Origin of the sequence: Yersinia aldovae ATCC 35236 (assembly GCF_000173735.1) — a bacterium.
Taxonomy (GTDB): domain Bacteria; phylum Pseudomonadota; class Gammaproteobacteria; order Enterobacterales; family Enterobacteriaceae; genus Yersinia; species Yersinia aldovae.
The window spans coordinates 11,839-25,093 of the sequence record NZ_ACCB01000020.1 but is presented as its reverse complement, the minus strand read 5'-3'; the positions used below and the strand labels follow the sequence as shown (position 1 = coordinate 25,093).

The following is a 13,255-nucleotide window of genomic DNA, read 5'->3' as shown; positions in this document are numbered from 1 at the left end:
GTTTTTGTGCGACTAAAATATCAGCATGGTGTGATAGTGACCGTATTACCTTGTGTTGTGATCGTAACCCGTTGACTCGCATGGAGCTGGGTCACCCCTTTTAGTATATAACTGATTGAATATTGACCAGTAAATTAAGCATAGCACGACTTGTTTAGCCATAAATTGATCATGTACAAAATGCATAATTAACCCATTATATTTCATGCGCCATTTCAGCATGATCCATTTTTTAACATCAAGATATGTGGTTAAACAACGGTTAGAAATCTTTAAACTGAATGAAATTGATAAAAATCTGATGGCTGCCAGATTTAACAATTCATATTAGTGCCGCTGTAAAATTAATTATAAATTGCCAGGTCAGATTTATATTTACGAATTTTTATCATTTCATTTTTTATGAAAGTGAAATTTTTGTTTCTAGTTAAGTAACTAAAAAAACTAATAATTAATTAAATTCATTATAGCGAATCACACTTTTTGGCCTAATGATATTCAATTGTATTAACCCGCGTCATATTGCTACCTGACAGATTTTTAAATTTCTGGCAAATGAAATAGTTGCTGAAACGGTTTTAGTTCACAGATATTTCCCCCGTGCTAATTCAATCAATTTCCATTGATAAAGATCAACTTAATTAAAGTTGCAGAGTTACAAACTATTAACAGAAAGCCACGTTTTTTATGGGGATATACCCGTTGTGAATCTCGGGTATGTGAACAATAGAATAATAATACAGGGGAAAAAAACATGCTTTCCCAGCATGGCGTTAACCGTCGTGATTTTATGAAGCTTTGTGCCGCATTGGCGGCCACCATGGGTCTTAGCAGCAAGGCTGCCGCTGAAATTGCCAATACAGTCAGTTCACCTCAGCGCCCGCCGGTTATCTGGATTGGCGCTCAGGAGTGTACCGGTTGTACTGAATCACTGTTACGTTCAACTCACCCGACCATTGAGAACCTGCTGTTGAGTGTTATCTCGATGGAGTATCACGAAGTGCTCTCTGCTGCCTTTGGTGAGCAAGCGGAGGAGAATAAACACCGGGCCATCGAGCAGTACAAAGGAAAATATGTGCTGGTGGTGGATGGGTCGATTCCACTGAAAGACGGTGGAATTTACTGCATGGTGGCGGGTAAACCGATTGTCGAGCATATCCGTGAAGCTGCAGAACATGCGGCGGCGATTATAGCCATTGGTTCCTGTTCCGCCTGGGGCGGTGTGCCAGCGACTGGTGGCAACCCGACTGGTGCGGTGAGTTTGCAAGCAGCACTACCGGGCAAAACCGTGATAAATATCCCCGGCTGTCCACCCAATCCACATAATTTCCTGGCAACAGTGGCCCATATCATTACCTTCGGGCGGCCACCGGCATTGGACAGCAAAAACCGTCCGACCTTTGCTTATGGCCGCTTGATCCATGAAAACTGTGAGCGCCGACCCCACTTTGATGCGGGCCGTTTTGCTCGTCAGTTTGGCGATGAAGGTCATCGGCAGGGTTGGTGCCTTTATCATCTCGGCTGCAAAGGGCCGGAGACCTACGGCAACTGCTCAACACTGGAGTTTTGCGATGTTGGCGGCGGGATTTGGCCGGTGGGGATTGGGCACCCTTGCTATGGCTGCAATGAAGAAGGGATTGGCTTCACCAAAGGCATCGCCCAACTGGCGAATGTCGAGAACCCAACACCGCGTGCTGAAAAGCCCCTCATTCATAATCCAGAAGGCGGCGAGATTTCGACGACCGCGACGGCACTACTGGGCGGCGTGGTGGGATTGGTCGCCGGTGTCAGCCTGATGACGGTACGTGAACTGGGGCGGCAACAGAAACAGCGCCCTAAAGATGACGATCACTCATCGCGGGAGGAATAGCCGTGAACCGACGTCACTTTTTCAAACTAGCCTCCGGCGGCGTGCTGTTGGCGGGGCTTTCCCCCAGCAGCAAAGCTGAGGTACAAAATCGACCACCGATCCCCGGCGCGCTGGGCATGTTGTATGACTCGACATTATGTGTGGGCTGTCAGGCCTGTGTGAGCAAATGTCAGCAGGTCAATCATAGTGAATTGTTTGAGCAGGGTAAAAGCTATGCCAGTGGCGAGGCCCTTTGGTCAGACAACGACAAACTCAGCCCCTACACCAACAATATCATTCAGGTATGGACCAGCGGCGCGGGCATTCATAAAGATCAATTGGAAGATGGCTACGCTTATATCAAAAAGCAATGCATGCACTGTGTTGATCCTAACTGTGTTTCCGTCTGCCCGGTTAGTGCGCTGCGCAAAGATGCTAAAACCGGCATTGTTCACTATGACCCGGATGTCTGCACCGGTTGCCGCTACTGCATGGTCGGCTGCCCGTTCAATGTGCCGAAATACGATTATCACAACCCGTTTGGCAAGATTCATAAATGTGAATTATGCAACCAGAAGGGCGTCGAGCGGCTTGATAAAGGCGGCTTACCCGGTTGTGTCGAGGTCTGCCCGACTGGAGCGGTGATATTCGGCACCCGCGAAGAATTGCTGTCAGAAGCACAACGGCGGCTGACGTTGAAACCGGGCGAGAATTATCGCTTCCCGCGCCAAACACTCAGCGCCAACGACACCTACGAGCATCCGGTTGCCCACTATGACCCGCATGTTTATGGCGAAAAAGAGGGCGGTGGCACTCAGGTATTGGTGCTGGCTGGCATTCCGACCGAGAAACTTGATTTGCCCCCTCTGGCAGAACTGGCGACTGGCGCGCGTTCTGAGCATGTCCAACACACCTTGTACAAAGGCATGATCCTACCGCTGGCGGTCTTGGCGGGGGTTACCGCGTTGGTGCATCGCAATACCCGTGATGAGCGCAAAGGCAGTGATGCTGACAAGCACGATAAAAAGGACGGCCATGATGACGATGCATAAATCCAGCCCACTGGGTGGGCGGCTGGTCAGTTGGCCGGTGATGCTGTTAGCGCCTTTTGTGGTGCTGTGCGCGCTGTTGATTGTCAAACGTTTGGTGCTGGGCTTGGGGTCAGTCAGTGACTTGAATGGCGGCTTCCCGTGGGGGATCTGGATTGCTTTCGACTTACTGGTCGGCACCGGTTTGGCGTGCGGCGGCTGGGCATTGGCCTGGGCGGTTTACGTGTTCAACCGAGGCGAATATCACCCGCTGGTGCGCCCGGCGCTGCTGGCCAGTTTGTTTGGTTACGCGCTCGGTGGGCTTTCCATCACCATTGACGTGGGCCGTTACTGGAACTTGCCTTACTTCTTTATTCCCGGCCATTTCAACGTCAATTCGGTGCTATTCGAAACCGCCGTCTGTATGACCATTTATATCGGTGTGATGGCAGTGGAGTTTGCTCCGGCGCTGTTTGAACGCTTGGGCTGGAAAGTTTCGCTCAAGCGGCTGAACAAAGTGATGTTTCTTGTGATCGCGCTCGGTGCGCTGTTGCCGACCATGCACCAGTCTTCAATGGGATCATTAATGATCGCCGCCGGTGCCAAGATCCATCCGTTATGGCAAAGCTACGAGATGTTGCCGCTGTTCTCCCTACTGACCGCCGCCATTTTGGGCTTCTCGATTGTTATTTTCGAAGGCTCGCTGGTACAGGCCGGATTACGGGGACGGGGAGCCAATGAAGCGCCATTATTCACACGATTAACCACCATCATCGACGTCTTTTTACTGCTGTTTATCGTGCTTCGTCTCGGTGAAGTTATGGTGCGCCATAAGACGGAATACCTGTGGCATTTTGACCGCTATGCCATTGCTTTCTGGGCTGAAATTGTCCTGATGGCCTTGCCACTACTGATCTTCCGTATTCGGCGGGCCAGAGAAGATAGCCGCTTACTGTTTATCGGGGCGCTTTGCATGATAAGTGGTGGGGCACTGTGGCGGCTCAATTACTCACTCTTGGCCTTCAACCCGGCGGCGGCTACAACTACTTCCCTACCACCAGTGAAATCCTGATCTCCATCGGCTTCGTTGCCATTGAGGTCTGTGCCTACATTTTATTGATTCGACTGTTGCCGGTGCTGCCTGCTCACGGACAGTTACATAAGAATAATCAGACAGAGGTAAAGCATGAGCCAACGCATCACCATTGATCCCGTCACCCGTATTGAGGGGCACCTGCGGATCGACTGCGAAATTGAGGACGGCAAAGTCATTAAAGCCTGGTCCTCCGGCACCATGTGGCGTGGCATGGAAGAAATTTTACAAGGCAATGATCCGCGCGATGCCTGGATGATTGTGCAGCGCATTTGCGGCGTCTGTACCACCATTCATGCCATTGCTTCGGTGCGGGCGGTGGAAAACGCACTAGGGATGGAAGTGCCAGTCAATGCGCAGCATATCCGTAACTTGATTCTGGCCGCGCACAGTATTCATGACCATATCGTCCATTTCTATCAACTCTCGGCACTGGATTGGGTGGATATCACCTCGGCGCTGCAAGCCTCACCGCAAAAGGCGGCCGCGATGCTGAGTGGGTTGTCCAGTTGGCCGTTGAACAGTGCTGAAGAGTTCACCCGCGTGCAGCAGAAAATCAAAGATTTGGTCGCCAGCGGGCAGTTAGGTATTTTTGCCAACGGCTATTGGGGCCATCCGGCGATGGCATTGCCGCCAGAGGTCAATTTGATTGCGGTGGCACATTATCTGCAAGCGCTGGAGTGCCAGCGTGATGCCAACCGTATAGTGGCGGTGCTCGGTGGTAAAACACCGCATATTCAGAATCTGGCAGTGGGCGGGGTTGCCAACCCCATTAATCTGGATATGCCAAGTGTGCTCAATCTGGAACGCCTGATGTTGGTGAAATCCTTTATTGACCGGCTGGGCAGCTTTATTGAGCAGGTTTATAAGGTCGATACCGCGGTGATCGCCGCTCACTATCCGAACTGGCTCAATCTGGGCAAAGGGGCGGATGACTACCTTAGCGTGCCGGAGCTGCCAACCGATCGTAAAGGGGAAACCTTCCTGCTGCCGGGCGGTTATCTGGAAAATGGCACCTTCCGCCCGATTACCAATCACAACGATCCGTATTTGATAGAAGGCATTGCCGAGAGCGGCAAACACGCCTGGTATCAGGATGACGAACCGCTGGCCCCGTGGGAGGGGAAAACCAACCCGAATTACACCGGCTGGCAGGAAGACGGCAAATATTCGTGGGTAAAAGCGCCCACTTTCTACGGCAAAACCGTGGAAGTGGGGCCGCTGGCGTGGCTGATGTGCGGGCTGGCCGCCGGACACACACTGACTAAACAGCATTTCACTGACATCGGTGCGGCTTACCAAAAACTGAGCGGGCAGGCCATTACCGCCGAACAGTTACCCTCGACTCTGGGGCGTATTATTGGCCGTGCGGTGCATTGCTGTGTGCTGCATGAAACCCTGGCCCAGCAATGGACCGCGCTGGTGACCAATATTGGTACTGGTGATGTCGAAACCTTTATCAAGCCGGATATTCCGTTAACCGGCGAAATTCGCGGTGTGGGCTTTGAAGAAGCGCCGCGCGGCATGTTGTCGCACTGGGTGGTTATCAAGGATGGCAAAATCGCCAACTATCAGGCGGTGGTGCCATCAACCTGGAACGCTGGCCCACGCAATTATAACGATGAACCGGGGCCATACGAGCAAGCGCTGGTGGGGACACCGGTTGCAGATCCGGCCAAACCGCTCGAAGTGGTGCGAACCATTCACTCATTCGACCCGTGTATGTCCTGTGCTGTACATATTGTTGATACAACGGGCAACGAAGTGACCAAAGTCAAGGTGCTGTGATGGGGATTTTGGTATTAGGTATAGGTAATTTGTTACTCAGCGATGAAGCTGTCGGTGTGCGAATTGTTGAAGCGCTGGAGCAGCGCTTTCACATCCCACCGGAGCTTGACGTGCTGGATGGTGGCACTGCTGGGCTGGAACTGATGGAAGCGATGGCCAATCGCGAACATTTGATTGTGGCTGATGCGGTGCTGACCGGGCAACCACCGGGCAGTGTTACGGTACTGCGCGATAAAGAGATCCCGGCGATGTTTAGCCGCAAAGTGTCACCGCATCAGTTGGGGTTATGTGATGTGCTGATGGCGCTGCAATTGACTGATGAGTTCCCGCGCCAGCTCACTCTGGTTGGGGTTGTGCCCGAATCACTGGCACCGAATATCGGCCTGACGCCGACAGTCACGCGGGCCATTGAACCGGCACTGGAACAGATTCTGGCGGCATTACAGGCCAGTGGGATCACCCTCAAGGCACGAGAAGAAAGTCATGTTTGATGTTATTGCCGGTCATGAGCAAAACCCAGCGGCATTGCTGGAACAGGTTTTCGGCCAGGTGGCTGCCGATGAGATGCGCGGCTTGCCCTTTTATCGCGACCACATTGCGCTGCGCGCCTGCGGATTTCAGTTATTTGAGCAGCAATGGATCGGCGCATTATTGACCCCGTGGATGCTGAGTTTAGTGGTATTACCAGGGCCGCAGCAGATCTGGCAACGTCGTGCGGTGGGGGAGCGCCTGATGCTGGCACTTCCTTGCGGCAGCATTGGTTTTATTGTCAGCGAAATAGATTTTACCGTCAGCGAAATCGCCGGTTGCGGCCAGTATTTGAGCCGCTCATTGATGTCACCGCTGGACACCTCGCTCAGTGCTGAGCAGGCGTTACAACTGGCGGAGCAAAGTGCGCGTATGGCGCTCTCACTGCCGGTAGTGGATGCCGATGCTCCCGCCAACCCACGGCGGCGGGCGTTGTTTAACAAAGTTAGCCAAATAAAGAATCAACATGCATGAAATCAGTTTGTGCCTCAGCACACTGGAGCTGATTGAAAAACAGGCGCGGCTTAACGGTGCCAAACGAATAACCGCGGTCTGGCTGGAAATTGGCGCGCTCTCCTGTATTGAAGAGAGCACCTTACGCTTCAGTTTTGAGGCCGCCAGCCGCAAAACACTGGCAGAAAATTGCCAATTGCATCTCAGCACCTTGCCCGCAGTGGCCTGGTGTTGGGAGTGCAGTAACAGTGTTGCCATTGAACGGCATGATGCCGGGTGCCCGCATTGCGGCAGCCATGCTCTGCAAGTAGAGAGTGGCAGCAATTTGCAGGTGAAACAGATAGAAGTGGAATAATTCTGAAGGAGTGAATTCCTATGTGTACGACTTGTGGTTGCGCCAGCGGCGAGAGAACGATCGAGGGCGACGACAATCATCAACATGATGATCACCACCACGACCACCACCATGATCATCACGAAAGTGATGCCCCGGCGCAAAAGATTCAGCATAAACATAAACACAAATATGTTGCCAAGGGGATGCAGCCGGTGATTGTTCACCACCACTACTATTACCATCAGGGCGATGTTCACCATCACTATCATGGCAAAGCGCCAGAACCGATGGCGGCAACTGAACCCGAGGACACAGACGCCCCCGCCGCCGAGCCTTTCACCCCGCAAGTTCATGCTGATAAGCTGGGGCTGCATTATGGGCAGGGTGAAGCTGGTAGCCATGCGCCGGGCATGGGGCAGCGCCGTTTGTTGCAAATCGAGCAAGATGTGCTGAGCAAGAATAACCATTTAGCCAGCCATAACCGTGAGCATTTTGTCGAGCAACATATTCTGGCGCTGAATTTGGTTTCCAGCCCCGGTTCGGGCAAAACTACGCTGTTGACCACCACTTTGCAGCTGCTGGCTGGGCAAGTGCCTTGCGCGGTGATTGAAGGTGATCAGCAAACGACTCATGATGCCGAACGCATTCGCGCCACCGGTGTTCCGGCGATTCAGGTCAATACCGGTAAAGGCTGTCATCTGGATGCGCAGATGGTGCATGATGCCGCGCACCGCCTGAATCTCAGCAATGACAGCCTGCTGTTTATTGAGAACGTGGGTAATTTGGTGTGTCCGGCCAGCTTTGATCTTGGCGAGCGGCATAAAGTGGCGGTGCTTTCGGTAACGGAAGGCGAAGATAAGCCGCTGAAATATCCCCATATGTTTGCCGCTTCCACACTGATGATTATCAATAAAATCGACCTGCTGCCCTATCTGGATTTTGATATTGAGCAGTGCATTAATTATGCCCGTCAGGTGAATCCTGAAATTCAGGTGATTGCGCTGTCAGCCAGTAGTGGTGAGGGAATGGAGTTGTGGCTTGAATGGCTGGAGGCACAGCGATGTGCTTAGGCGTACCCGGCAAAATAGTCGCGGTGGGGGAAGATATCCATCAACTGGCATGGGTGGAAGTGAGCGGTGTCAAACGTGAAATCAATATCGCGTTGGTGTGCGACGAGTCACCGTCTGACCTGCTCGGCCAATGGGTATTGGTGCATGTCGGGTTTGCTATGAGCTTGCTTGATGAAGAAGAAGCCCAGCAAACACTGGCGGCATTAGCCCATATGCAAGCCGTTGGGCTGGATCTGGATGATGTCGCCAGCGGGGCTAATGATGCGCTACGTTGATGAATTCCGCGATCCGGCACTGGTCAGTGCATTATTACAGCGGATCGAAAACTTACTGCCACAGCTTGCCGATCAACAACGCTTGCCGCTGCAAATTATGGAAGTGTGTGGCGGTCACACGCACGCGATCTTCAAATTTGGTCTGGATCAACTGCTGCCAGACGGTTTGGAATTTGTTCACGGGCCGGGTTGCCCAGTGTGTGTATTGCCGATGGGCCGTATCGACAGTTGTTTGGAAATTGCCGCTCACCCACAGGTGATTTTCTGCACTTACGGCGACGCTATGCGGGTGCCGGGGCGTAATGGCTCAATGCTGGATGCCAAGCGGCGTGGGGCAGATATTCGTGTGGTTTACTCGCCGCTGGATGCCCTGACATTGGCACAGCGCCATCCTGATCGCGAAGTGGTATTTTTCGGCCTCGGTTTTGAAACCACCATGCCTGCTACCGCCTTAACACTGCAACAAGCCAAACGGCTGGGGCTGACCAACTTCACCGTGTTCTGCCAGCACATCACTATCATTCCTACCTTGCGCAGCCTGCTACAACAACCCGATGTGCGCATTGACGGTTTCCTCGCACCCGGCCATGTCAGCATGGTGATCGGCACTACACCATACGACTTTATATGCAGCCAATTCAATAAACCGCTGGTGGTCACCGGCTTTGAGCCGCTGGATATTTTGCAGGGGCTGGTGATGCTGCTGGAGCAGATGGTCAGTGGGCGTTGTGCGGTGGAAAATCAATATCGGCGCATTGTGCCTGACAGCGGAAACCTGCTAGCGCAACAGGCGCTGGCCGAGGTATTTGCAACCAAAGAGCGCAGCGAGTGGCGTGGCTTGGGCGAAATCGCCGATTCCGGTGTACAGCTTAGCCTGGCTTATCAGGCGTTTGATGCTGAACGGCGTTTCACCCCGCAGCAGCAGCAAGTGGCCGATGATCCGCGATCCCGCTGCGGCGATGTACTGACCGGGCGTTGCAAACCGGATCAATGCCCGCTGTTTGGTGGCGAATGCACGCCAGATAATGCATTTGGGGCGCTGATGGTTTCCTCCGAAGGGGCTTGCGCCGCCTACCATCGCTACAAATAAGGTCACAACTAAATGAATAAACAAGAGGTTACCCTGGCGCACGGCAGTGGTGGGCGGGCAATGCAGAGCTTGATCGAATCGCTGTTTTTGACGGCATTTTCTAACCCGGCACTGAATGAGCGCGAAGATCAGGCGCGTATTGCGTTGGCGGATCTGGTGGCCCAAGGGGATCGACTGGCAATATCGACCGATAGCTATGTGATTGATCCTATTTTTTTCCCCGGCGGCGACATCGGCAAACTGGCGGTGTGCGGCACGGCCAATGATGTGGCGGTGAGTGGCGCGACTCCGCGCTATCTTTCCTGTGGTTTTATTCTGGAAGAAGGGCTACCGATGGCTTCTCTGGAGCGCATTGTGCATTCAATGGCGGCCACCGCACAGCAAGCGGGCATTCAGATAGTCACCGGCGACACTAAAGTGGTTCAGCGCGGCGCGGCTGATAAGATCTTTATCAATACCACCGGCATCGGCGTGATCCCAGCAGATATCCAGTGGGGAACCGCGATGATCCGTGCGGGCGATCGGATCGTGGTCAGTGGCACCTTGGGCGATCATGGCGCAACTATTTTGAATTTGCGTGAAGGCATAGGGCTGGAGGCGGAGCTGAGCAGTGATTGCGCGCTGCTGGCACCGTTGATTGCGCCACTGCGCCATATTAGCGGTGTGCGGGCGCTGCGTGATGCTACTCGTGGTGGCGTCACGGCGATTCTGCACGAATTTGCCGCCGCCAGCGGCTGTGGCATGGAAATCAACGAAGCGGATTTACCCTTAAAACCGGCGGTACGCGGCATTTGTGAATTACTGGGGCTGGATGCACTCAACTTTGCCAATGAGGGCAAGCTGGTGCTGGTGGTCTCACCTGAGGCGCAAGATGCTGTTTTAGCTGAATTACAGCGCCACCCGCTCGGCCGTGATGCCGCCGTTATCGGGCAAGTGACCGAGAATAAACAGGTGCGGTTATGTGGCGCATTTGGCGTTTCACGTAAACTGGATTTGCCGTTGGATGAGCCATTGCCCCGTATATGCTAATCCCATTTGTCCTTGAAGCCGCAGGGGTGTTAGCTGCGTTCGCGCACCCGAATCACTGACTTGTGTCAGCTCATCGGGATTTGCTTACTTGCTGCCTACCTGCAACTCCAATGACTTTTGGGATCACATTACGTCTTGGAAGCCGCAGGGGTGTTAGCTGCGTTCGCGCACCCGAATTACTGACTTGTGTCAGCTCATCGGGATTTGTTTACTTGCTGCCTACCTGCAACTCCAATGGCTTTTGGGATCCCATTTGTCATGGAAGTGACAGGCGATTAACAAGTTGATAAGCGGGGAAATGTGCCGAATGGGTCGTAGCGACGTAAGTTGCCGGAGCGCCCATCGGTGCAGTCGCCCCGCGATCTCCAAGCTATAAAACAGGCTGCTGGCAGCCTTGCGAAGGAGTTTTTGTGGATAAAAACGGTCTCAGTCTGCGGATAAAAGGCAAGGTGCAAGGGGTGGGTTTTCGCCCTTATATCTGGCAACTTGCCCACCGTTTTGGCCTGCAAGGGGATGTTAGTAACGACAGTGCGGGGGTGACGGTTCACCTATGGCAAGCCCCGGCGGTGGCAGATTTCTTGCAAGTGTTGCCACAAGATTGCCCACCATTGGCGCACATTGATAGCATTGATACCACACCATACCACTGGGTACGGCCGCCGCTGGATTTCGTGATTCAGCACAGCGGGGCTGGGCAGATGGACACCCAAATTGTGCCGGATGCCGCGACCTGTGATGCTTGCTTGAGTGAAATGAATAACCCCACCAACCGCCGCTACCATTATCCTTTTATCAACTGCACCCATTGCGGCCCACGTTTTACTATTATCCAGCGCATGCCGTATGACCGCCCCTATACTGCCATGAGTAAGTTCCCGCTGTGTGCGGCTTGTCAGGCTGAATATGACCATCCCGCAGACCGTCGTTTTCATGCCCAGCCCAATGCTTGCGCGGATTGTGGCCCGCAACTGTGGCTAACAGGAGCTGATGGGCAGACCATGGCTCAGGGTTTCTCCGCACTAGAGCAAGCCGCTGTTGCGCTGTTGGCGGGCGACATTGTGGCGGTCAAAGGGCTGGGTGGTTTTCATCTGGCGGTGGATGCCACCAATGCTGTCGCCGTGGCCCGCTTGCGTGAACGCAAACATCGGCCGTCCAAGCCGCTGGCAGTCATGTTACCGGATGCCGATTGGCTGCAAAGCTGTGTATCAAGTGCTGATCATACTGCGTTGCTCGGTTTGCTACGCAGCCCGGCCGCCCCGATAGTTCTGGTGGCGAAACAGCCGGAAAGCCCACTTTGTGCGGCGGTTGCGCCCGAGTTACCCGAAATTGGCGTGATGCTGCCGGCTAACCCACTGCAACATTTGCTGCTGCAACAGGTGGCGCGCCCGTTAGTGATGACCTCCGGTAATGGTAGAGGTAAGCCGCCCGCTCTGAGTAATCAACAGGCCCTGAGTGCCTTGAGTGAAATTGCCGACCACTGGCTGCTGCACGACAGGGAAATCGTGCAACGTGCAGACGACTCATTGGTGCGCCTGACGCCGCACGGGGCTGACATGCTGCGCCGTGCGAGGGGTTATGTACCAGACGCTTTCGAGTTGCCGCCAGGGTTTAGCCAGCAACCGGCTATTTTGGCGCTGGGGGCCGATATGAAAAATACCTTTTGCTTGCTGCGAGACAGCAATGCGGTACTAAGTCAGCATTTGGGTGATCTGGACGATCGCGATATTGCGCAGCAACAGCAGCAGTTACTCGCGCTGTTTTGCGATATTTATCATTTTACCCCGCAGGCGGTGGTGGTGGATGCGCACCCCGCTTATGTCAGTCACCAATTTGGCCGAGAGTGGGCGGCACAGCGCAATATTCCCTGCATGGAAGTGCTGCATCATCATGCGCATTTGGCGGCTTGCCTGGCAGAACATGGTTGGCCGCGTCAAGCTGGAGAGGTGATCGGCCTGGCGCTGGACGGGCTGGGCTATGGCGCGAATGGGCAACTGTGGGGCGGCGAATGCTTGCGAGTAGATTATAAGACGTGTGAATATATTGGTGGCCTGCCTGCGGTGGCTTTACCCGGTGGGGATCTGGCCTCGCGCCAGCCGTGGCGTAATTTACTGGCTCAGTTACAGCGCTTTGTCCCGAATTGGCAAAACTTGCCTGAGAGTGCGGCTATCCTTCAGTCGCAGGGGAGGGTACTGGTACGGGCTATTGAGCGCGGGATTAATTCACCGCTGGCCTCCTCAACGGGGCGGTTATTTGATGCCGTGGCCGCTGCGCTGAATATTGCACCGCCGTCAATAAGTTGGGAGGGAGAAGCTGCTTGCCTGTTGGAGGCTCTGGCATGGCAAAGTTCCAGAACAGTTCCACCCGTTACTATGCCGCTGCGCGATAATCAATTGGACTTAGCCACCTTTTGGCAGCAATGGCTGGCTTATGATGCGACTCCAGCAGAGCGAGCTTATGCCTTTCATTTTGCTCTGGCACAGGGGTTTGCTAATTTGGCGCGACAGGCAGCACAGCGCTTTGGCATTGAAACTATTGCATTTTCTGGCGGCGTGCTGCATAACCGATTGCTACGTGAATTACTTAGCGAACAATTGCACGACTTCCAGCTATTGATGCCCCAGCGCCTGCCTGCTGGTGATGGTGGCTTGGCACTGGGGCAGGCACTGATAGCGGCTGCGTCAAAATGCGATAAGTGCTGATTATGCCTAAGGGTGT

Annotated in this window: 11 protein-coding genes and 1 pseudogene; all 12 read left to right on the top strand. The window is 53.7% G+C overall.

Annotated elements, in window-relative coordinates; all coding sequences use genetic code 11:
• The first annotated feature begins 754 nt into the window (after nt 1-754).
• Nucleotides 755-1,870, top strand: coding sequence for a hydrogenase 2 small subunit (hybO, locus tag YALDO0001_RS10860; RefSeq protein ID WP_004703028.1), 1,116 nt, complete (start codon nt 755-757; stop codon nt 1,868-1,870).
• A gap of 2 nt (nt 1,871-1,872) precedes the next feature.
• A complete protein-coding gene (gene hybA / locus YALDO0001_RS10855; RefSeq protein WP_042839808.1) occupies nt 1,873-2,901 on the top strand; it encodes a hydrogenase 2 operon protein HybA in 1,029 nt (342 codons plus the stop codon).
• Nucleotides 2,888-4,086: pseudogene (hybB, locus tag YALDO0001_RS10850) on the top strand (Ni/Fe-hydrogenase cytochrome b subunit). Before hybA ends, hybB begins: the two are co-directional and overlap by 14 nt.
• Nucleotides 4,064-5,758, top strand: coding sequence for a hydrogenase 2 large subunit (gene hybC / locus YALDO0001_RS10845; RefSeq protein ID WP_004703021.1), 1,695 nt, complete (start codon nt 4,064-4,066; stop codon nt 5,756-5,758). The pseudogene hybB and the gene hybC overlap by 23 nt, the downstream one beginning before the upstream one ends.
• The gene (locus YALDO0001_RS10840; RefSeq protein WP_042839806.1) at nt 5,758-6,249 is read left to right on the top strand and encodes a HyaD/HybD family hydrogenase maturation endopeptidase; all 492 of its coding nucleotides are present in this window, start codon (nt 5,758-5,760) and stop codon (nt 6,247-6,249) included. Before hybC ends, YALDO0001_RS10840 begins: the two co-directional genes overlap by 1 nt.
• On the top strand, nt 6,242-6,760 hold the full coding sequence (gene hybE / locus YALDO0001_RS10835; protein WP_042839805.1) for a hydrogenase-2 assembly chaperone: 519 nt from the start codon (nt 6,242-6,244) through the stop codon (nt 6,758-6,760). Before YALDO0001_RS10840 ends, hybE begins: the two co-directional genes overlap by 8 nt.
• Nucleotides 6,753-7,094 (top strand): hydrogenase maturation nickel metallochaperone HypA, encoded by a 342-nt coding sequence (hypA, locus tag YALDO0001_RS10830; RefSeq protein WP_042839803.1) that lies wholly within the window; start codon nt 6,753-6,755, stop codon nt 7,092-7,094. The genes hybE and hypA overlap by 8 nt, the downstream gene beginning before the upstream one ends.
• 20 nt (nt 7,095-7,114) lie before the next feature.
• Nucleotides 7,115-8,146, top strand: a complete 1,032-nt coding sequence (gene hypB, locus YALDO0001_RS10825) for a hydrogenase nickel incorporation protein HypB (RefSeq protein WP_042839802.1) — start codon at nt 7,115-7,117, stop codon at nt 8,144-8,146.
• Nucleotides 8,137-8,421, top strand: coding sequence for a hydrogenase maturation factor HybG (gene hybG, locus YALDO0001_RS10820; protein WP_042839800.1), 285 nt, complete (start codon nt 8,137-8,139; stop codon nt 8,419-8,421). Before hypB ends, hybG begins: the two co-directional genes overlap by 10 nt.
• Nucleotides 8,408-9,511, top strand: a complete 1,104-nt coding sequence (gene hypD, locus YALDO0001_RS10815) for a hydrogenase formation protein HypD (RefSeq protein ID WP_042839798.1) — start codon at nt 8,408-8,410, stop codon at nt 9,509-9,511. Before hybG ends, hypD begins: the two co-directional genes overlap by 14 nt.
• Nucleotides 9,512-9,523: 12 nt before the next feature.
• Nucleotides 9,524-10,540 (top strand): hydrogenase expression/formation protein HypE, encoded by a 1,017-nt coding sequence (gene hypE, locus YALDO0001_RS10810; protein ID WP_004703002.1) that lies wholly within the window; start codon nt 9,524-9,526, stop codon nt 10,538-10,540.
• Nucleotides 10,541-10,950: 410 nt separating this feature from the next.
• Nucleotides 10,951-13,239: a carbamoyltransferase HypF gene (gene hypF / locus YALDO0001_RS10805; RefSeq protein ID WP_004703000.1), complete on the top strand. Its 2,289-nt coding sequence runs from the start codon at nt 10,951-10,953 to the stop codon at nt 13,237-13,239.
• The last annotated feature ends 16 nt before the right edge of the window (nt 13,240-13,255 follow it).